17 protein-coding genes and 1 pseudogene are annotated in these 19748 nt (G+C 55.5%); 7 read left to right on the top strand and 11 right to left on the bottom strand.

What is annotated here, in order from left to right; translation table 11 throughout:
• Positions 1–893 precede the first annotated feature (893 nt).
• Positions 894–1142, bottom strand: a complete 249-nt coding sequence (locus FYK34_RS06180; protein ID WP_196782626.1) for a hypothetical protein — start codon at positions 1140–1142, stop codon at positions 894–896.
• Positions 1143–1398: 256 nt separating this feature from the next.
• On the opposite strand from FYK34_RS06180, the gene FYK34_RS06185 reads away from it, so the two are divergent.
• The 4 genes from FYK34_RS06185 to FYK34_RS06200 all read left to right on the top strand — a co-directional run bounded on the left by FYK34_RS06185 (position 1399) and on the right by FYK34_RS06200 (position 5689).
• The gene (locus FYK34_RS06185; protein ID WP_149295552.1) at positions 1399–2376 is read left to right on the top strand and encodes a hypothetical protein; all 978 of its coding nucleotides are present in this window, start codon (positions 1399–1401) and stop codon (positions 2374–2376) included.
• Between the two features lie 77 nt (positions 2377–2453).
• On the top strand, positions 2454–3944 hold the full coding sequence (gene istA, locus FYK34_RS06190; RefSeq protein WP_149295553.1) for an IS21 family transposase: 1491 nt from the start codon (positions 2454–2456) through the stop codon (positions 3942–3944).
• A complete protein-coding gene (gene istB / locus FYK34_RS06195) occupies positions 3937–4668 on the top strand; it encodes an IS21-like element helper ATPase IstB (protein ID WP_149295554.1) in 732 nt (243 codons plus the stop codon). Before istA ends, istB begins: the two co-directional genes overlap by 8 nt.
• Positions 4669–4747: 79 nt before the next feature.
• The gene (locus tag FYK34_RS06200) at positions 4748–5689 is read left to right on the top strand and encodes an HNH endonuclease (RefSeq protein WP_196782628.1); all 942 of its coding nucleotides are present in this window, start codon (positions 4748–4750) and stop codon (positions 5687–5689) included.
• A 415-nt stretch (positions 5690–6104) separates the two neighbouring features.
• On the opposite strand, the gene FYK34_RS06205 is transcribed toward FYK34_RS06200, so the two are convergent.
• Genes FYK34_RS06205 through FYK34_RS06215 form a run of 3 tightly spaced genes read right to left on the bottom strand, consistent with a single transcriptional unit; the run spans position 6105 to position 7735 of the window.
• Positions 6105–6395: a hypothetical protein gene (locus tag FYK34_RS06205; RefSeq protein ID WP_149295555.1), complete on the bottom strand. Its 291-nt coding sequence runs from the start codon at positions 6393–6395 to the stop codon at positions 6105–6107.
• Positions 6392–7036 (bottom strand): hypothetical protein, encoded by a 645-nt coding sequence (locus FYK34_RS06210; protein ID WP_149295556.1) that lies wholly within the window; start codon positions 7034–7036, stop codon positions 6392–6394. The genes FYK34_RS06205 and FYK34_RS06210 overlap by 4 nt, the downstream gene beginning before the upstream one ends.
• A 3-nt stretch (positions 7037–7039) precedes the next feature.
• A complete protein-coding gene (locus FYK34_RS06215; RefSeq protein ID WP_149295557.1) occupies positions 7040–7735 on the bottom strand; it encodes a hypothetical protein in 696 nt (231 codons plus the stop codon).
• A gap of 455 nt (positions 7736–8190) precedes the next feature.
• Between FYK34_RS06215 and FYK34_RS06220 the strand changes: the two genes are divergently transcribed.
• The 3 genes and pseudogenes from FYK34_RS06220 to FYK34_RS20865 form a co-directional block, all read left to right on the top strand.
• Positions 8191–9189, top strand: a complete 999-nt coding sequence (locus FYK34_RS06220) for a hypothetical protein (RefSeq protein ID WP_149295558.1) — start codon at positions 8191–8193, stop codon at positions 9187–9189.
• 111 nt (positions 9190–9300) lie between these two features.
• Positions 9301–11055 carry an ATP-binding protein gene (locus tag FYK34_RS06225; protein WP_149295559.1) on the top strand — a complete coding sequence of 585 codons (1755 nt, stop codon included), beginning with the start codon at positions 9301–9303 and terminating at the stop codon, positions 11053–11055.
• A gap of 176 nt (positions 11056–11231) precedes the next feature.
• Positions 11232–11384, top strand: a pseudogene (locus FYK34_RS20865) (integrase core domain-containing protein); the annotation flags it as partial.
• Positions 11385–11421: 37 nt separating this feature from the next.
• Here the strand turns inward: FYK34_RS20865 and FYK34_RS06230 are convergent.
• From FYK34_RS06230 to FYK34_RS06260, 7 genes are all read right to left on the bottom strand, one after another.
• Positions 11422–12384, bottom strand: a complete 963-nt coding sequence (locus FYK34_RS06230; protein ID WP_149295560.1) for a hypothetical protein — start codon at positions 12382–12384, stop codon at positions 11422–11424.
• Positions 12374–13846 carry an AAA family ATPase gene (locus tag FYK34_RS06235; protein ID WP_168209659.1) on the bottom strand — a complete coding sequence of 491 codons (1473 nt, stop codon included), beginning with the start codon at positions 13844–13846 and terminating at the stop codon, positions 12374–12376. The genes FYK34_RS06230 and FYK34_RS06235 overlap by 11 nt, the downstream gene beginning before the upstream one ends.
• 551 nt (positions 13847–14397) lie before the next feature.
• Entirely contained in the window at positions 14398–15480 is a 1083-nt protein-coding gene (locus FYK34_RS06240) for a ribonucleotide-diphosphate reductase subunit beta (RefSeq protein ID WP_149295562.1), read from the bottom strand.
• Between the two features lie 51 nt (positions 15481–15531).
• On the bottom strand, positions 15532–15750 hold the full coding sequence (locus FYK34_RS06245) for a hypothetical protein (protein WP_149295563.1): 219 nt from the start codon (positions 15748–15750) through the stop codon (positions 15532–15534).
• A 13-nt stretch (positions 15751–15763) separates the two neighbouring features.
• On the bottom strand, positions 15764–16159 hold the full coding sequence (locus tag FYK34_RS06250) for a hypothetical protein (protein WP_149295564.1): 396 nt from the start codon (positions 16157–16159) through the stop codon (positions 15764–15766).
• Positions 16160–16229: 70 nt separating this feature from the next.
• Positions 16230–16658 carry a hypothetical protein gene (locus FYK34_RS06255; RefSeq protein ID WP_149295565.1) on the bottom strand — a complete coding sequence of 143 codons (429 nt, stop codon included), beginning with the start codon at positions 16656–16658 and terminating at the stop codon, positions 16230–16232.
• 197 nt (positions 16659–16855) lie between these two features.
• Positions 16856–19699: a ribonucleoside-diphosphate reductase subunit alpha gene (locus FYK34_RS06260; RefSeq protein ID WP_149295566.1), complete on the bottom strand. Its 2844-nt coding sequence runs from the start codon at positions 19697–19699 to the stop codon at positions 16856–16858.
• Between the last annotated feature and the right edge of the window lie 49 nt (positions 19700–19748).

The following is a 19748-nucleotide window of genomic DNA, read 5'->3' on the forward strand; positions in this document are numbered from 1 at the left end:
ACGTGAGGCGACGGTAGTGCCTACTACTGAATGCCCTGCAATATCGCAGTAAGAATTTGGATTCACCGCTTTTAAAATGATTTCATCATAAATGATGAACCAATATCCCGTGGTGCGAGCCATTCAAAATGATGCGGCCCAGGTTTTAAGCTGCCGCTTGTTCGAGCGGCGCGACGTTAGCGCGTACCGCTGAGCGAATCAGAGATTCACACGCTGAGAGTTCAGCAGCGCCTGGGGCGCACCATTTTGAACGGGGTTTCGAAGCGCCCCGGGTCGCCTTTTCTTTGGGTTCTTTCTTTTGGCGAAGCAAAAGAAAGAACCTCGCCAGCGGGGCGAGACCCGCGAAGTTTCGATTTTCAATGATGTTAGCTGAATTTGCGTGCCTGTTGCTTGGCTTGGTAGCGCAGTCAAAACTCGCTTTCCCGTCATCCAATAATGTACTTGCATGTTCGGCGGAACGCCCCGAAAGGGCCGGGGCTTCCGCCCTACGAGACAGATGTAGGGCGGAAGCCTCGTAGAAGCGTTCCACCGCGATGTGTAATGATTAATATGCGGTGTACGCGGTATTTAGTTTCAAGTTAGCCTACATGTAATCTATCGTGTTAGTATAATTTTTGATTTGCGTTCAGGGCTAACTTAATTCAGACCAGAGTGGAGGCAGTCCCATTCTTTTCATGATAATCCCATAGTCCTCAAAGCTATTAAACGATATTTCGTTGTTTAGCCAAGCAGCGTCACATTCCTCGCAAACCCAAATTGGCTGTTTTGTTTTTCGCAGCATCATTGCTTTAATTTCGCCTTGCTGGCATCTTGGGCAAGCTGTCATTTTATATTGTTGTGGGTAGAGGTAAGCTAGATTTTAGTATCATAAAGGTTTGGATCTAGCACTGTAGTTAGCGTTGCACATCAAATGGTTCATGTGACCATGATTCGTCGTTCACATACTCGCCATAACCAACAATTTTATAATACTTTGTCATTGCTTCAAAATGGGAAGAGGCGTAGAACGTTGTAACAAGCCGGGAGCCTGGGCCAAGTAATGCCCTGAATCCATCACCATCATGCCCTGCCAAGCAAAGGCCGGGCAAAGACTGACCATCTTCGTCAATTTCTTCCCATACTTCATGTAATAGTGATGTCATTTCAATTCAACTCTCTAAATTTTTAGACCGAACCAATGTGCCCATAGTCCCCTTCAGCGCAAGCCGGCTTTCGAATCAGACTCGGGGTTTTAAGCTGCCGGCTGTTCGACGCGGCGCGACGGTAGCGCGCCGCTAGTTCCGGCAGCTCCCCGAGTCTGGTTTGAAAGACGGGGTTTCGCGGCGCTGTAGGGGCGGCCTGGGGTTGCAAGGGGATTGGCCGCGCAATCCCCTTGCCCGTTTGCCGGGCGGAACCGGCATGTTAAACATTATCCGCGAAGCGGATTCTAAAAAAATAATGGCTATCTCGATAGGTTGCTGCAATTTCGCGGTAAACGTTGGGCTTCACAAGTTCAGCCCAACCTACCGTGCTAATGGTAAGCTTTGGCGTTTACGTTTGCGTTGGCTTGTTTTGAACACCGTAGGTGAGAAGCTCATGGACGAAAAGATAGCTCGAACGATTGCTGGGTTGAGGGACTGGAAGGAGTATCAAGCGTTCACGAAGAATGCTGCGGCAATGGATCGCCTCACGCCCGAAGTCAAGGCGGCGCTCGACCGACGCTCAGTTGAACTTGGACGAGAACTGGTGGCCCAAAAGACCGGGCTGAACTTGACCAATCTATCCACTGCTGAAGAGAAGATTGTCTTGGCGGTTAGCCAGTATGTAGCGCTCAAGGAGCTTCAGTCCAGCCATGCGACACGCACCTTCGATCAGTTACGCAATCGGGGGCTGATAGGCGCAGCGGAAAGCGCCGTTTGTAGGGGCAGCCCTACGGAGGGCTTTCGCACACTTTCAGAGGCGAATCACAGCGACATCTCCTATGAGCAGATTGTCGTAGACCATGCGGACGAATTTAGCGAACGGGCCAACTGGTATTCCCGTCGTGCCCTTGGCATGCCCAACGAATTATCGAATCCTCCTGCACAAGAGAGCAGCGACACGCAGACCAGGACCAAAGCGTTCATCGCTTGGTTGAAGAATGCGGCAAGAGGCAATGACGGTGTTATCCCTTCGTTTTCCAACGAAGAGGCGGCTGCAGCAATCGGCCTCTACGACATGCAGAAGTACGGTCGAGCACATGGCAACATGCAGTCGCGCATCGACTTCGCATGCTATCGAGCAGGGCTTCCCCCGCTGGGGCTTGCAGCAGAGGCTCAGTTTGAGTTGGCATGGTCGCAGGAGCGCAGGACGTGGGATGTTAAACAGCGTGCAAAAGTGACCAGGTTCCCGGGGTAAACAGCGTCCAATTTTGACCACCCCGGGCATGTGCCACACTTCGTCTTTTTGGCGAGGGCAAACCTGGAGTGATTTGCATGGAAACCATCGGCAAGATCCGACGCCGTCACCTGGTGGGCAACGAGAGCATCAGCGCTGTTGCCCGCTCCCTCAACCTCTCCCGCAACACCGTCAAGAAATACCTCAAGGCCACCACCGCCCCGCAATATCAGCGCCAGCCGCGCCATCCCAGGCTCGGCGCCTTCATGGACACGCTGAACGCCTGGCTCAAGCGCGATAGCCAGCTCCCCAAGGCCCAACGCCGTACCGCCCGCCGCCTGTTCGAATGCCTGCAGGCCGAGGGGTACAGGGGCGCCTACGACAGCATCCAGCGCCACGTCAAAGCCTGGAAGGCCGCTCAGCCCGGCACGCTCACCCCAAAGCAGGCTTTCGTCCCGCTGCTCTTCGCGCCCGGCGAAGTTTGCCAATTCGATTGGAGCTACGAGCAGGTGGTGCTCGGCGGTATCGCCCAGACCATCAAGCTGGCGCACTTCCGCCTGGCTTATAGCCGCCAGCCTTTCGTCATCGCCTATCCGCGCGAAACCCAGGAAATGGTGCTGGACGCTCACGTCCAGGCTTTCGCCTTCTTTGGCGGCGCGCCGCGCAAGGTGATCTACGACAACCTCAAGGCAGTGGTGGACGCCATCTTTACCGGCAAGTCCCGCCGTTTCAACAGCCGCCACCTGGCTTTGGCCAATCACTACCTGTTCGAGCCGGTGGCCTGCACGCCGGCATCGGGCTGGGAGAAAGGGCAAGTGGAGAATCAGGTCGGCAATATCCGGGAATGGCTGTTCACGCCCACCCCGCGCTTTGCCGACTTCGCGGCGCTCAATGCCCATCTGGCGCAACGCTGCCGCGAACTGGGGCAACGCCAACACCCGCACCAGCCGGTGACGGTGGCCGCAGCCTGGGCAGACGAGCGGCAGCAGCTGACGCCGATCGCCATGCCGTTCGACAGCTATGTGGAGCAGGCGCTGCGCGTCTCCAGCACCTGCCTGGTGACGATAGAGCGCAATCGTTACAGCGTGCCGGCGCAATGGGCGGGCAAGGTGGTGTCGGTGCGCGTCAGCGCTGGCCAGATCCGCGCCGTCGCCGACGGCGCCGAGATCGCCTGCCACGACCGTCGCTTCGGGCGGGATCAGTGGATCTGCGAACCCTGGCACTACGTGCCGATCCTGCAAACCAAACCCGGCGCCTTGCGGCATGGCCGGCCCTTTGTCGAATGGGTGCTGCCGGCGGCGATTGAAACCGTGCGCCAGGCGCTGATGAAAGAAGCCAAAGGCGATCGGGCCTTCGCCGATCTGCTGCTGGCCGCGCGAGAAACCGGCCTGGAAGCGCTGGAAGTGGCCTGCCAGCTGGCGCTGGAGCACAAGGCTATCAGCGCGCCCATCATTCTGAATGAGCTGCGCCGGCTGACCGAACCCGCCCGTCCGGCAGCGTTGAGCGTGATGGAGAACTTGCAGCTGAAAGAAGCGCCGGCGGCGAACTGCGCGCGTTACGACCAGTTGCTGGAGGGCTGCCATGACTGATCCCCTGAGCAAACTGAAAGCGCTGAAGCTGTACGGGATGGCCAGCGCCTGGGGAGAACTGATGGCCGAACCCCGCCGCCAACCTTTGACCGGCGAAGCGATGCTGCTGCGACTGTTGGAGGCGGAACAGGCCGACCGCCAAGCGCGCAGCCTGAGCTACCAGATGAAAGCCGCGCGCTTCCCGCACCACCGAGATCTGACAGGCTTTGACTGGGCGGAAAGTCCGCTGCAGTCAGACAGATTGACCGCGCTGGCCGGCGGCGACTACCTGGCGGAAGCGCGCAACCTGATTCTGGTGGGCGGCACCGGGACGGGCAAAACCCACCTGGCGACAGCGCTGGGGGTGGCGGCGATCCATCAGAGCAAGCGGGTGCGGTTCTATAACGCGGTGGACCTAGTCAATCTGCTGGAGCATGAAAAGCGCGCCGGCAAAGCCGGGCACCTGTCGCGTCAACTGATGCTGATGGACGCGGTGATCCTGGACGAGCTGGGCTACCTGCCGTTTCCGGAATCAGGCGGCGCGCTGCTGTTTCACCTGATCAGCCAGTTGTACGAGAAGACCAGCCTGATCGTGACGACGAACCTGAGCTTCGGGGAATGGGTGAGCGTGTTCGGCGACGCGAAGATGACGACGGCGCTGCTGGACCGGGTGACGCACCACTGCGACATTCTGGAGACGGGGAACGATTCCTACCGGTTCAAGAAGCGCCGGAAAGCGGTCTGATGCCTGGTCAAAATTCAACGCTGACAGGTGGTCAAAATTCGACGCTGATTGACAGACGTGGGAGTTCCCGGTTAAGGGGATGCAGTGTGCAGCTCAGCTCAGGGAGTGGACTGATGAGGATTTCGATAAGGTTCTGCGGGAAACCGAGCGGCTTCCGGGGCAGGCGCACCTGATTTGGAAAGACGCGCTTGCAAAAGAAGAGCAAGCGATAAAAGCTTGGGCGTTCAGCTTCGTGACAGAAGAGCCGACCCATGCTGTCATCGAGGAAAGGAAGGCCAAGCGCAACGCCATCTGGTCGAGGGACGAGCTGATCCTCGCGCTCGACCTCTACATGCAGCACCGCACCTCCCCGCCCGGAAAGGACTCTCCGGAAATAGAAGAGCTATCTGAGGTGCTGAACCAGCTTGGCGCTGTGCTGCGCCAGCGAACAAGCACAACCTATCGGAACACGAACGGCGTCTACATGAAGTTGATGAACTTTAGACGCGTCGATCCCGACTACATGGCAGAGGGCAAGACGGGTCTGACCCGAGGTAACCAAGACGAAGCTCGTGTTTGGGATCAGTTTGCTAGCGACCCAGTGAGGCTTGCCGAAGTCGCTCAATTTATTCGCCAAGGGATCACCAAACATCTGGCCGATGAGGACCTGGCGGGCCCTGATGAGCCCGGAATTGAGGAGGCTGAAGAAGGCAAGGTCGCCACGCGCATGCATCGGTACAGAGAGCGGGACAGACGGCTCGTAGTTGAGGCGAAAGCACAAGCGATGAAGCTGCATGGCCGGCTGGCTTGCGCAGCTTGCGGCTTCGACTTCTCGAAGCGATATGGCGAGCTCGGTATCAACATCATTGACGTTCACCACACCAAGCCGGTCCACACAATGGAGCCGGGAGAAAAAACCAAGGTGGTCGACCTGGTGCTCCTATGCTCGAACTGCCATCGCGTCGTTCACTCGAGGCGCACATGGCTCAGCGTCGAGCAGGTAAAGGCGGCTTTCGTGAACGCAAGCACTGATAGTCAGTAATTCGTGTGTCGTTGCCGTCAATCACTATTATGGTGTTGTCAGGCGGCGTATGCAGGGCAAGCCTGATCAAATGCCCCCACAAGGCGAGCCACCCAAGCCAGCCTTCGATCGCCCGAAGCTCCTTGCCTTGAAACAGCGGCTCATTGATCTCTCCACCTTGGAGCCTCAGCCTCGGGGTTATCCATTCGAACGAGTGCGTGACCTCTTTTCACGATGAATTGTTCAATGGAAAAGCATGTCTCTAGAATGCTCTCCGTTCAGAACTGGCGCCCATATTTCTGTAAAACAGTACCCGTCGTCCTATTGGCAAAAATACTGCCCAGTGTTCTGCTGCCAGTACTACTTACGTGGCAAGTGACGCCCCAGTTTTCTGCCCAACATTCCAGATTTTAGGCTCCACGTCTGCCGCGGCAGTTCACGGGAAAATGGTGCTGCTGTGCTGTGTGCTGACCGCGTCGATCTCGGCTGCCTCGTCAAAGGTCATTAGGGCCAGATGAAGCGGTAGTAAAAAAGCATCAGGGTCGATTGCTCGTCGAAGGGTGTCGGCTTGGTCGTCGCCAGTGCAGAGGATCATCAAGTCGATGTCTGCTGCGTCCGGCTCGTCCCGGTCGACTGAGCCGAAAAGATGCCACTGAGTTCCTTCAGCCATTTGTCCAAGCGAGATTGCAAACTCGCGAAGATTGGCAATTATGCGCTGCCGAATCAATTGCCGAGCATTCCCATCAGTTGGCGGAACGTCAACGCTTGCGCCCCCATCGACTGAGCAGCCGCTTCAGCTTGGCTAGTGATTGAACCATAACTCGTGGATTTGACGACGACATCAAAGTGACCAAAACGGCTCCTGGTGTTCCGCACATCCTCGGCGCTCATGTTGTATGTATCAATAACTGCAACGACTAGGCTCGCGCCAACCTTGCGATCAACTTTGAAAACCGTTCCATAGATGTAGGTCACACTGGATACGTTCGAGTGCTGCTCCATCGCGTTGATGAAAAAAACCATGTTCTTATCGCGATAGGAACCGGCGTCCCCCATATTGGCAGCCCGAGAGACATCGCCCAGCGTTCCGAACGCCGCAGACTCTGCATGAATGTGATTGATGGCTGAACCGCTCCACAAGGTTTTAGAAGGAACATTCACAACGAATTGCGGCTTTGTAGCAGCGGTAAAAAGAGGCTCCACATCCGAAAGTCCTACTACATCCTGCACACCTAGAACGGCAACCAAGAACGTGTAGCCATCCTTCGCTCTGACGACCAAAAAATCTTCAGGAGTGCGGTCGACAATCTCGATATCTTCCGTAGCCACCAGCTTATCGGCGACCCAATTGGTCACATGATTGCTCATTCGTCAGTCTTCCAAAATTTTGGATAACTCCCACGGGAAGCGAGAAGCATCTTCTCTATTTCCTTCGACATGGAAAGCTTCCAGATCATCAATGTGTTGCCGGAACAGTTCCAGCGTCGCCTTCTCATTGCCGTCAAGCAGATGGCGATTGGCGTCAAAGATCGTGAGCATTCGCCTGCTATTGGGGAGGATGCGCGCGAGCATCTTACGCTTCCACTGCTCGGCGGTGCCACTCTCCGGGTTGCTGGCGGCATCGATTTGAGGACCATACTGTTTGAAGATTGCATGGTTTTCCGTCAAGAGCGGCTCCACCGCCTGGCGGGCACTGGCGCGGTCGCCAAACTTCACCGCGCCGAAAAGCCCTTGGAGCTTGTTTGCGTGCTCACGCTTCCAGCGCAGCATCATCTCAACCGGGAAGGCATCCGGTGCCTTGTCCACCATCGTGTGACAGTTGGAGCAGAGCATGATCAGATTCTCGAAGGCTCCGCGCTCCTCCTTGCTGAGAACTAGATTAGTCCGAGGCCCGCCATCAATAGCCGCAAACACGTGGGCCATCTCTGCGATGTGAATGGACTTGCCTGCTACGTCCACAAATAATTCGTTGGAGCATCCTGGATTTTGACAGTAGCCAGCCGATGCTGCAAAGAGTCGGCGCTGCGTATGCGTATCAGGTGATGCGGCCCCTCTGGAGCAAGCCATTCTAGTGTCCTGTAAATTATGTGTTACTGCGATGTTATCGCATCAAAGCGGGCCCACACTATGGCGTCCTCGTGAGTTTCAGCTCAGAGACAGGTAAGTGGCACATTGCGGAGAAAGGTGGCACAGAGCCCCACAGGCCGCAGAGGGGCTCATTGATAGATTCCAGACCGAAGCAAATAAAAATGCTCCTGTGCTAAAATAACAGGTATTGCCAAATAGGCAGCCGCTTACGCTAGTTCCCAGGCGCAGGCAACCCTATGCCGGCAGCCTGCCATGGCTCATCAATGTAATCCGCACCCAGCCACAAACGATCTTTCTAGTACGGGCACAGGGTGAGTCAATGAGCAGGCATGTATCGAGCTGGTTGCATATTTTAGTTGCAGAACGTATCCATCTGTGAAATAGCCGTTCCTTCTCTATAGTTTTGATCTAATCAACATTGAACTCAGAAAATTATGGATCTGGTTGACACACTAAGAAAAAAAATCATCGTCCTCGAAGAAGGCGAATATATTCCTGGATTAAGGGCTGTCTTATTGCACATAGAGACGGCCTTTCGCCATCTCTCGCGTGGACAAGAGAGTGACGATGACACAGCGTTTACTGATGCCATCTACCGAACAAACCAAGCTTTTGAAGGTAGCATCAAAGAGGCTTACCGTGTACTTGCAGGCCAAGACCCGACGAAGAAGCGCCCCTACGACATTGAGAATTATCTCGAACAGAACAACATATTTCGTAGCCGAGTTCTAAGCCAATTAACGACATACCGTACAGAGTGGAGGAATCCCTCTGCTCATGACTACAAGTTGGATTTCGACGAAAGCGAAGCGTTTCTAGCGATAGTTTCTGTTTCTGCCTTCGCATGTTTGCTCCTCGATCAAATTGCTGAGCGCTTAGCGTATACACGCTCACAAGCGGAAGCCGAAGCTCAAAAATTGGAGCTGGCTGCCACCTTGGCACAGACTATGAATGCCGATATCTTAGTGCGTGTCACGGAACTTCTTACTCAGTTTTGCGCAATTCATTTTCCAGCAGCTGCTGGATCATCCGGCAAACTGACTGAGTCACAAGTTATTGGTGCTCTCCATGGTTTCCTAGCTTCTGCTGCCCCAGAATTGATGGTGCAAACGGAGGTGCTGTTAAATGCAGAGAAGCACTTCAGAGCTGACTTGATGATTACGCGTGGAGAGGAGCGCCTAGTGATCGAAGTCAAGCGACGCCTTATGCGGCAGAACTATGTTAACGCTGTCTCCCAGGTAGAACAGTACTTGCTTATCGGCGGCATCAAAAGAGGCATTCTTCTTTTCTTACCAGACTCCCCAAGTAACATGGAACGACTTGACTCAACAGTCAGCGTCATAGATGGTCAGCTTGTCATTTTAACTCCGGAAGGATCGAATCTGTCCCTCAACGGAAAGTCTTCAATCCTGCAGCCTACAGTTTCAGGTTGATGCTAACGTTACGAATGCGGTGATACGCATGTCGTTTGTGAGGCACATTACGCTGCTCTTGAGCTTTGGCATATATTAACTAGATGGTTGCATAAAAAGTAAGGTGAGAAATTGAAAGAAAATTTACGCTTCCAGGTGGATTCTCGTCTGGCCACTTTACTCAGCCAAGAATATTCATCTACAGAAAAGGCATTAAAGGAGCTGGTTGATAATGCGTGGGATGCCGATTCTGAGCATGTAACCATTCAGTTGCCAAGTCCTATGAGTGATGAGCCCATCGTAATTGTCGATACCGGTAGTGGGATGACTGAAGAGGAGCTACGCCGGCACTATTTTTTCATTGCATCGGATCGGCGTTCGCGGCGTGGAGAACGAACCGCTGGGAAAAACAGACAGATCAAAGGGCGAAAAGGTATCGGTAAGTTTGCTGGTTTGATGGCCGCATCAGTTATGACACTCGAAACGGCGGCACGTGGTCGAGTCTGTCGTTTTACCTTGCGGCTTCATGATCTTTCAAGGGTGGAGGATATTGAACAGTTAGATATCAATTTGCTCAGTGAGCCCTGTGGAAGCGAGCGACATGGTACGACTATTACGCTGACAGGACTGCATCAAGGGATGGCTTATCCGGATGCCAATAAACTGCGTCAGGTATTGCTTCAAGATTATGGTCGGCAGGACGACTTCTCCATTACTGTAAATGGCAAACCTCTTGATGTTGATGATATAGCGGGAAGCTTTACCGAAGCTGAAAAAAATTTGCCAGAGGCTGGCAAAGTGAAGCTGCGTTTTTCAATTAGTAATGGTAAAGCAGGTCTGCGCCAACCTGGAATTACGTTGCGAGTTGATGGGAAGTCAATCGGCAAGCCGAGCTTTTTTGGATTGGATAATCAGGAAGACTTTCCTTCTAAGCTGCTGCGAAAACTATATGGTGAAATTGATGCCGATGGCTTGCGTGAACATGTCACCGCGGGCTGGGATTCCTTAGTCGAGAACAGTGAATTGTTGCGGGCAGTTGAGGAATATGTCCGACCCATCCTTCGAGAGGCCTTCGAGCAACAGTACCGCCAAGAAATTCAGCTAGCTCAAGCACGCTTGCAAAAGGCCATTCTAGTGCGCTTGAGCGCACTGCCCGAGCATAAACGCCAGTTCGCCGATCGCGCCATTAAAAAGGTGCTGGATAAGTATTATGGCGAACCGGAAAGTAAAATTGAACCTATCGTTTACGTATTACTTGAGGCTTTGGAGCGTTCGGACTATCGAACTTTATTGGAACATATTGCAGACTCTTCTCGGAGAGACATATCTGCTCTAGCGGAGGGGCTAAACGATTTTGGTTTGGCAGAGATGGCTTATTTAGTCGAGCAAGTGAGTGCTCGCTCGTTATTCTTGGATCAGCTTGATATACTGGTTTGCGATAAATCCACCTCTGAAGCTATTGTGCACAAAGCCTTAGAGCGCAATCTTTGGGTGTTCGGATCCGAATATTCTCTATTCTCCAGCAACGTTACATTGCGTCGACAGGTGGAAGACTACCTTTCAAAAGAGTACGTGGGAAATAAATCCGACAAACGACCAGACCTATTGCTTAATGAAAACATACATGGAGAATACTTGTTGATTGAATTTAAGCGACCAGATCATTCGCTAAACCATGCTGACTATTTGCAGGCAATCTCGTATCGACATGATTTTGGTAAGCATATTAGTGTGCCTGTTAAGGTCTTGTTGATTGGGGGGAGGCGGACGCCAGACTTTCCCGCCGATAATCGTGAGTCAGGTGTTTCCGCGATAGTCTTTGACCAGCTTATTTCATCGGCTCGTCGACAGTTTCAATGGATGTTGGATTCGTTGAATAATCAATAGTGAATTTAGCAACTTTTCCTTCTGACTGCTGAAGGAAGACTCTGCCATGGCGTTACCCCAAAAATTGCCATTCCGACTCATGCTGATGGGCTAAGTGGAAACGACGCCCGTCTTCACGCGAGCCCTGATCAGAATATCGGATTGAAGAAGCGTTTTTCTCAGGCTGGTCTGGCCCCTTCAACGGACGTTTGCATGACGAATGCCTGAATGGGCACTGATTTACTAGTTTAGTTCATGCCTGTGTCAAGATAGAAAGATGGAGCCGGGAATGCAACGAAGAACGGCCGAGGAAGGTGCTCGGTGGTTTGCCCCCGGGGCCTTGCATGCAAAGAAACTGGCTGCCCATGCAGTACCACCCTTATCCGGTCAAGGATTATTTGGCAGCCAGCATCTCGAATCAAGATAGACATCCCGACGCATTTTTCCCTCAGACTGGTTTTTGTACTCGTCTCCATTAGGGTCGAATCCCAGATGCTCTGAAATTGTCATGTCGTGAACATCTAGACCTGTGGCGAGATGAGCAGAGCGCGAGAAAGCAGGGGAGCAGCCAAGCTTAGCAACTCTGTATGCATCTCGAAGTTTCGTTTGATACTGTGAGCGAAGCTGAAAGGTTTGAAGGGAATTCGCCGCTTTGGTATGTCCTGCAGGTACCTTGATGCGCACCTCAAACCGTTCTGCAGGTTCTCGCAGCGCTCGCAGCACCGGATTCCATGCGGCTCCATTTGCAGGGCCAAGTTCAAAGGATAGAACACCAACGTCGCATAGCGGGTTAAGATGCGGTTGGGTGACAAAGTCTTTGGTGTGTTTCATGCCGGGACCATTGCATGTCCCGCAGCAGGGCACAAGATTTCCCAATGATAGAGCCAAAAATGGGTATCTAGCCCTATCGTAGAAGTGATCTAGTTGAGGCCGGTAGCCGGCATTGGCAGCATCGCGTGGAACCGTATTGGTCGCTCTGATATGACAGTACGGGCAAACCTCATAGCGAGCTAGGCTGCATAGTGAATATGCTCCCCAGCCGACCCGATTATCTCGGAACAAGTCGTAGTCAAAGATCCTTTTGAACTTATCCTTGGCTTGCTCTAGTAGGGAGCTATTGGGGGGGAACGTGGTTGTGAAGTCGTTAACCACGTCAGTGAAATCACGGATGCCTGCGTCAACCAATATATTCAAATTCCGATCAACGAAATCCCAGACTGCTCGCATAACAGGAGAAACGGGGCCAACAATCGCCAGTTCCCGTTGGCGAGCATCTGTCACTGTTGCCCGTAAGAAAGTCTCGTGCTGCTCTGCTGCATCATCCCAAATATCATGAATCTCAATGATCATTTAGTGTATCCCGCTGAGCCAATACGGCACGCTGCAATCGTTCGTCACCAATCTCACTTATGAGATAGTGATCTTCGTCTGTGAGGATTCCTTGAAGAAAACGTGTCCGCAGCCGCACAACCTCTCGAGCGGCTTTCGATCCTATAGAGGGCGTGCCAAATGCATCTAGAACCAGCGCATCTAAAGAGTTAGCAAATGTCTTGATGTCTTGGTCCATTTCGCTTCCAATTCTCTGAATTAGCGCTGATGGAAAGTCTCCTGATATAATCGGGGAGTGCGTTGCGAGGATTGTCTGAATTTCATTGAATCCGAATCGATTCTTTGCTGAAGATAAAAATTGATCCAGTTTTTCAACATATTGGCGCTGCCAATCTAGATGTAGATAGGAGTCACCTTCGTCGATCAAAATCAGCACGGACCTCAGGTTACGTGAGGCTAAGCGGGAAAGGGAAACCTCTAGTCGTGCGAATTGATCTACGAGTGAAAGTAGTCCAGAACTGAGGTTCGACCACGACAATTTAAACGAGGAGCCGCTGCCCTCAATCTCTTGAAGAAGCATAACTCCATCAACAACAAATTGGACTTCGGCCGTATCACTGAATTGTTGTAGTGGTAGGTTATTCCTGTTTGTTAAGATTGACAGCGACGAATTGAGTGCCCTATTGAAATTTTCGATAGCATCTGTAAACTCAGATGAGTTGATTGAGCTGTAATATTCAAAATTCGCCAGCTCAAGTTTATCGAGGATCGCCATCGTGACAATAAGCCTATGCTTTTGCTCTCTGCTTAACTCTTCAAGGGTTGCTAAAGCTGCGATGCGATAAAGTGGGCCATGACGTTGATCGAGAGTTGATTCGATCCACCACTGTAGGTGTTGTGAGAAGGCTTTAGTTCTCGACTCCTTGCCACTGGATGGCCCTTGCTTCCGATACTCAGCGTATTCCTGCAGATCAACATTCATTGAGTCATCAAGGATGTTGCCTTTCATCTCTAGGAGGGTAGGGATGACCAAACGCTCGAAAATGCTTTGCTGGTATGAGAGTGATGCCATAAGCTCTGTAGAAACACCAAGTGATTGAGCCACGGCTGAAAAGTTAGTCAGCATGCTTTGCTTTAGCGAAGCTGCCTTAAGCTTTGATGCATTAACGAAGTTTCGATGCGAGCGAATTGACCGCTGGAAGTGCAATGGTGTGTAGTACACGACTCCAAGGCTGGGTGGAGGCTCTTTTGCATCGCGCATCTGAACTCTGCCATGTTGATCGCGAGTGGCCCAATGGCCTTGATCCCCGAGAGAGGCTCCTGCCGTTAGTATTTCTGCTAGGTTTTGGAGAAGCCGTGTCTTTCCAGACCCGTTTTCTCCCAACATTAACGACATTGAGTCGGTACTGAAATATCCGGGGAACAGGTGTGCGTGCTCTCCGATCGAGGCACGCTGCCCGTCTATTACTACAAAATCCAGCACGTCTAAGCTCCCCCAAAAAGATTCCAATTGTGATCCAGTCATTCTCAACCAATTGACTAGATCACCCGCTGATTCAGCCACTGTTTTTTGAGGCTGAAAGCATTAACCTCTATCATATCAACCGAGCGGCCTAAGCCAGGGATTTCCGGCGCCAAGATGAGCAAATAGCGACGCACTCGCTTTGTGCGTGAGCGCGCTCTGAAAATTTATCGCCAGTTTGACGAACAGACAAGCCGGAATCCGTAAACTGCTCACAAAGTGTGCCCCTAACAACAGCTTTTCGCTAGACATGCCTGCTCAAGTGCCAGAGGGCATCCGGAGTGGCGTGTCCGCAATTTTGTGTCAACTTGCTTTACGCATCATCCAGCGGACTGGCTGCTTAAGCCGATATGCCGAAGTCCTCGGCAGGTGACTACTACCTCTGAACAAGAGAAAGGCCCTGCGTTGCAGGGCCTTTCTCTTGTTGCCAAGCAAGATTTCATGCTTTGGCTATCGGAAATTGCAAATTTTGACTACAAAATTTCAAGCTTTCCGATTTCTGACACATCAAATTAATCCCAGCTCAACGCCCCACCAGTCTGATACTCGGTCACCCGCGTCTCAAAGAAGTTCTTCTCCTTCTTCAAGTCGATCATCTCGCTCATCCACGGGAAGGGGTTGTTCACACCCGGGAACAGCTGATCCAGGCCAATCTGCTGCATGCGGCGGTTGGCGATGAAGCGCAGGTATTCCTTGAACATGCTGGCGTTCAGGCCCAGCACGCCGCGCGGCATGGTGTCCTCGGCGTAGGCGTATTCCAGCTCCACGGCCTGCTTGAACAGCTCGGTCACTTCCGCCTTGAAGCTGTCGGTCCACAGCAGCGGGTTTTCCAGCTTGATGGTGTTGATCAGGTCGATGCCGAAATTGCAGTGCATGGACTCGTCGCGCAGGATGTACTGGTACTGCTCGGCGGCGCCGGTCATCTTGTTCTGGCGGCCCAGGGCCAGGATTTGCACGAAGCCGACGTAGAAGAACAGGCCTTCCATGATGCAGGCGAACACGATCAGGGACTTCAGCAGCTTCTGGTCGTTTTCGATGGTGCCGGTCTTGAATTCCGGGTTGCACAGCACGTCGATGAACGGGATCAGGAATTCGTCCTTGTCGCGGATGGACTTGACTTCGTGGTAGGCGTTGAACACTTCGCCTTCGTCCAGGCCCAGGCTTTCCACGATGTACTGGTAGGCGTGGGTGTGGATGGCTTCGTCAAAGGCCTGGCGCAGCAGGAACTGGCGGCATTCCGGGCTGGTGATCTGGCGGTAGGTGCCCAGCACGATGTTGTTGGCGGCCAGGGAGTCGGCGGTGACGAAGAAGCCCAGGTTGCGCTTGACGATGCGCATTTCGTCTTCGGTCAGCTGGCCGGTTTTCCATTGTTCGATGTCGCGCTGCATGTTCACTTCCTGCGGCATCCAGTGGTTGGCGCACTGCGCCAGGTACTTTTCCCAGGCCCACTTGTGCTTGAAGGGAACCAGCTGGTTGACGTCGGTGGTGCCGTTGATCACCTTCTTGTCCACCACGTTGACGCGGCCGGTGCCATGGGCGTCCATGGAGGAGGGGGCGGCGGCCGGGGTGGGGAGGGTGTCTTCGAAATTCAACATGAGTGCTCCTGATGTGTTCAATTGCTGGCCGCGCGCGGCGCGGCCTGGGTTTTATGCGGTTTTGACTGCGTATTGGGGGCGATGCGGCGCCGCCTGCGGCTGGCGCAGCTGGCTGACGGCCACGGTGCGGGCCTGGCCGGCCTCCAGCGGCGGGTCGGCCGCGGGCTGGGCCTGGATAAAGTAGGCGTAAGCGGCGTCGCCGGCGTTTCTTGCGCTGAGGCGGCGGCCGCCGGCGCTTTGGCGCAGCAGGCAGTAGGCGGTGGCGCTCATGTGCTCTCCCGGTTTAGAAGCGCAGTTGCTGGGCCAGCTGATGGATGAGCTTGCGCTCGCTGGCTTCCTGTTGGTCCATCTGTTCCTGCTGGCGGCGGCGCTGCGCGCGCAGCTGCTGCAGCTGGCGGTACTGGCGGTTGGCGGCGGCCAGGTCCTGTTTCAGAATTTCGATTTCCTGCTGCAATTCTTCCGGCTGGCAGTACACCACCAGGCAGTCGCCTTCCACCCAGGCCTTGCGCCAGACGGCGGCGCGCGGCGCGCGGCGGGATTCGGCGAAGTAGTCCTTCCATTCGCATGGCGGGGTGCGGCTGAGCTGCAGGTACATGTTGAACAGCAGGAACTGCTTGTCCGGGTTGTGCGATTTGTCCTCGCAAAACCCGCTAATGCCGATGTTTTCAAATGTCTGCATCTCGTCCTCCCCAGGCTGGGCCTGTGCTTGCGCTGCGGGGCGGTTGGCCGCTGCCCCGGCGGTTGGTTTGCTACCCTGCGTCATGTGCGGGCGATGCCGCCTGCGTGGCCAGGGTGTGCTGCTCCGGACTGGTGTCGTATTGCACCAGCCCGTAAATCTTCCAGGCGCCGTTCACCGTTTTCAGGTGGTAGCCGGTGTGGTAGCGCCACGGCGCGCGGCCGTCGGCGCGCTGCACGGTCCAGGCCACGATGGCGGTGGCGGCGCCCGCGCCCAGCGGGGTGACGCTTTCCAGCTGGTGGCTGGCGCTGACAAAGCCCTGGCTGCGGTACCACTGTAGCAGCGCCGCCGTGGTGTCGATCAAAGACGGCATGTCCAGCCAACCGGTCAGCTCGCCCTGGTGGATGGCGGTGAAGGGCACGGTGAAGTGGCCGGTCACGCCTGCGCAGTCCAGTTGCGAATAGCTGTCGCGGTAGTGTTTGAAAAAGGCTTCCAGGCTCATAGTCGCTCTCGTTGCGTCATGGGTCTGCTGCTTTTGCTGCGGGTTGCCGTCTTGCTTTCACATCCAGAAACCGCCTGCTGGCAAGCGGTTTGAAGATGGGTATGCCGGTTGGCGGAACGCCTCCTTTGGAGGCTTTCGTCTGATGCTCCGACTAGGCGGAACGCCCCCAAGGGGGCTTCCGCCCTACGAAATCTGCCTTATTGGCAGGATTCGCAATCGGGGTTGTCGATGCTGCAGAACTTGGCGTCGGTGGCCGGGGTGTTGTCCACGGCGGCCGGCGCGGTTTGCGCCTGGCTGGAGACGGCGTTCAGCTCGCCGCCGCGGCCGGTGGACTTCTCGGCGCTGGTGGCGGCCAGGGTGCGCAGGTAGTAGGTGGTCTTCACGCCGCGCAGCCAGGCATGCTTGTACAGCTCGTCCAGCTTCTTGCCGGAGGCGCCGGCCATGTACAGGTTCAGCGACTGCGCTTGGTCGATCCACTTTTGGCGGCGCGAGGCGGCTTCCACCAGCCAGCGCGGGTCCAGCTCGAAGGCGGTGGCGTAGATGGCTTTCAGCTCGGCCGGCACGCGGTCGATCTGGCCCAGGCTGCCGTCGAAGTATTTCAGGTCGGCTACCATCACTTCATCCCACAGGCCGGCGGCTTTCAGGTCGCGCACCAGATATTCGTTGGTGACGGTGAATTCGCCGGACAGGTTGGACTTCACGAACAGGTTCTGGTAGGTCGGTTCGATGCTTGCCGACACGCCGATGATGTTGGCGATGGTCGCGGTCGGGGCGATGGCCAGGCAGTTGCTGTTGCGCATGCCGTATTGCTTGATGCGGGCGCGCACCACGCTCCAGTCCAGGCGCTCGGTACGGTCCATTTCCAGGTAGCCGCCGCGCTCGGCCGCCAGCAGGTTGATGCTGTCCTGCGGCAGGATGCCGCGGTCCCACAGGCTGCCGCTGTACGACGGGTAGCGGCCGCGCTCTTCCGCCAGTTCGGTGGAGGCCAGGTAGGCGTAGTAAGCCACCATTTCCATGGATTCGTCGGCAAACTCCACCGCGGCGTCGGAGCCGTAGGCCACGCGCTTTTGATGCAGGCAGTCCTGGAAGCCCATGATGCCCATGCCCACCGGGCGATGCTTCAGGTTGGAGTTGCGCGCCTTCACCACCGGGTAGAAGTTGATGTCGATCACGTTGTCCAGCATGCGCAGGGCGGTGCGGATGGTGCGCTGCAGCTTTTCGCTGTCCAGCGTGCCGTCAGCCTTGAGGTGGGCGGACAGGTTGACCGAACCCAGGTTGCAGACGGCGATTTCGTCGTCGCTGGTATTCAGCGTGATCTCGGTGCACAGGTTGGAGCTGTGCACCACGCCGCGGTGCTGCTGCGGGCTGCGGATGTTGCACGGATCCTTGAAGGTGAACCACGGGTGGCCGGTTTCAAACAGCATGGTCAGCATCTTGCGCCACAGGCTCAGCGCCGGAATCTGCTTGTACACCTTCAGCTCGCCGCGCTTGCCCTTGGCTTCGTAGGCGGTGTAGGCCTTTTCGAAGGCTTGGCCGTACAGCTCGTGCAGGTCCGGGGTTTCCGACGGGGAGAACAGGCTCCACTCGCCGCCTTCCATCACGCGCTTCATGAACAGGTCCGGAATCCAGTTGGCGGTGTTCATGTCGTGGGTGCGGCGGCGGTCGTCGCCGGTGTTCTTGCGCAGCTCCAGGAATTCTTCGATGTCGGCGTGCCAGGTTTCCAGGTAGGCGCAGACGGCGCCCTTGCGCTTGCCGCCCTGGTTCACCGCCACGGCGGTGTCGTTGACTACCTTCAGGAACGGCACCACGCCTTGCGACTTGCCGTTGGTGCCCTTGATGTGGCTGCCCATGGCGCGCACCGGGGTCCAGTCGTTGCCCAGGCCGCCGGCGAACTTGGACAGCAGCGCGTTTTCCTTGATGCCTTCGTAGATGCCGTCCAGGTCATCGGCGATGGTGGTCAGGTAGCAGCTGGACAGCTGGCTGCGGCGGGTGCCGGAGTTGAACAGCGTGGGCGTGGACGACATGAAGTCGAAGCTGGACAGCAGCTGGTAGAACTCGATGGCGCGGGCTTCGCGGTTCACTTCGTTCAGCGCCAGGCCCATGGCCACGCGCATGAAGAAGGCCTGCGGCATTTCGATGCGGGCGCCGTCGATGTGCAGGAAGTAGCGGTCGTACAGGGTCTGCAGGCCCAGGTAGCCAAATTGCAGGTCGCGCTCGGCGTCCAGCGCCGCGCCCAGTTTTTTCAGGTCGTATTCGGCCAGCTTTTCGTCCAGCAGCTCGGCGGCGATGCCCTTCTTCACGTAGTCGGCGAAGTAGGGCGCGTATTGGGCGGCCATTTCGTCCTGGCTGACGGCCTCGCCCAGGATTTCCAGGCGGATGTTGCCCATCAGCAGGCGGGCAGTCACGTAATCGTAAGCCGGGTCTTGCTCGATCATGGAGCGGGCGGCCAGGATGGCGGACTTGCCCACTTCTTCTTCCGGCACGCCGTCGTAGATGTTCTTCAGGGTTTCGGACAGGATGGCGTCCACGTCGATGCCGGCCAGGTTCTTGCTGGCGGCTTCGATGCTGGCGCGCAGGCGGGCCACGTCCAGCGGCAGCTTGCGGCCGTCCTTGCGCAGCACGTTGATCTGCACATTGGCCAGGGCCTCGCCGCGGGCGGCGCGTTCTTGCGAGCGCTGTTCGCGGTACAGCACGTAGGCGCGGGCCACGTCGTGCTCGCCGAAGCGCATCAGCGACAGCTCCACCTGGTCCTGGATGTCTTCGATGTGGATGGCGCCGCCTTCCGGTTTGCGGCGCATCAGCGCGTTGACCACCTGTTCCGTCAGTTGCGCCACCTTGTCGCGGATGCTGGCGGAGGTGGCGCCTTGCTGGCCCATGACGGCCAGGAAGGCCTTGGTCATGGCGATGGAGATTTTGACGGGTTCGAACGGCACCACCGCGCCATTGCGACGGATGGTTTTGTACTGGCTGAAATCGGCTTGCGGCGCGGCGGCGCGGCCGAGTTCGGCGGCGGTTTGCCCTTCAAAGGTGGTCAGTTGCATGTATCCCTCGATAAAGAGAAGTTTAGGTCCGGCCGCGCTGCATTCTTGG

The organism is Chromobacterium paludis (assembly GCF_008275125.1).
Taxonomy (GTDB): Bacteria; Pseudomonadota; Gammaproteobacteria; order Burkholderiales; family Chromobacteriaceae; genus Chromobacterium; species Chromobacterium paludis.

What these genes read in the sequence shown, in the direction of transcription:
- FYK34_RS06220 (WP_149295558.1), top strand. Translation starts at nt 8,191, where the DNA reads ATGGATCTGGTTGACACACTAAGAAAAAAAATCATCGTCCTCGAAGAA.
- FYK34_RS06230 (WP_149295560.1), bottom strand. Translation starts at nt 12,384, where the DNA reads ATGATCATTGAGATTCATGATATTTGGGATGATGCAGCAGAGCAGCAC.
- FYK34_RS06210 (WP_149295556.1), bottom strand. Translation starts at nt 7,036, where the DNA reads ATGAGCAATCATGTGACCAATTGGGTCGCCGATAAGCTGGTGGCTACG.
- istA (WP_149295553.1), top strand. Translation starts at nt 2,454, where the DNA reads ATGGAAACCATCGGCAAGATCCGACGCCGTCACCTGGTGGGCAACGAG.
- FYK34_RS06250 (WP_149295564.1), bottom strand. Translation starts at nt 16,159, where the DNA reads ATGCAGACATTTGAAAACATCGGCATTAGCGGGTTTTGCGAGGACAAA.
- FYK34_RS06260 (WP_149295566.1), bottom strand. Translation starts at nt 19,699, where the DNA reads ATGCAACTGACCACCTTTGAAGGGCAAACCGCCGCCGAACTCGGCCGC.
- FYK34_RS06240 (WP_149295562.1), bottom strand. Translation starts at nt 15,480, where the DNA reads ATGTTGAATTTCGAAGACACCCTCCCCACCCCGGCCGCCGCCCCCTCC.
- FYK34_RS06215 (WP_149295557.1), bottom strand. Translation starts at nt 7,735, where the DNA reads ATGGCTTGCTCCAGAGGGGCCGCATCACCTGATACGCATACGCAGCGC.
- FYK34_RS06255 (WP_149295565.1), bottom strand. Translation starts at nt 16,658, where the DNA reads ATGAGCCTGGAAGCCTTTTTCAAACACTACCGCGACAGCTATTCGCAA.
- FYK34_RS06200 (WP_196782628.1), top strand. Translation starts at nt 4,748, where the DNA reads ATGCAGTGTGCAGCTCAGCTCAGGGAGTGGACTGATGAGGATTTCGAT.
- FYK34_RS06185 (WP_149295552.1), top strand. Translation starts at nt 1,399, where the DNA reads ATGTTAAACATTATCCGCGAAGCGGATTCTAAAAAAATAATGGCTATC.
- FYK34_RS06245 (WP_149295563.1), bottom strand. Translation starts at nt 15,750, where the DNA reads ATGAGCGCCACCGCCTACTGCCTGCTGCGCCAAAGCGCCGGCGGCCGC.
- FYK34_RS06180 (WP_196782626.1), bottom strand. Translation starts at nt 1,142, where the DNA reads ATGACATCACTATTACATGAAGTATGGGAAGAAATTGACGAAGATGGT.
- istB (WP_149295554.1), top strand. Translation starts at nt 3,937, where the DNA reads ATGACTGATCCCCTGAGCAAACTGAAAGCGCTGAAGCTGTACGGGATG.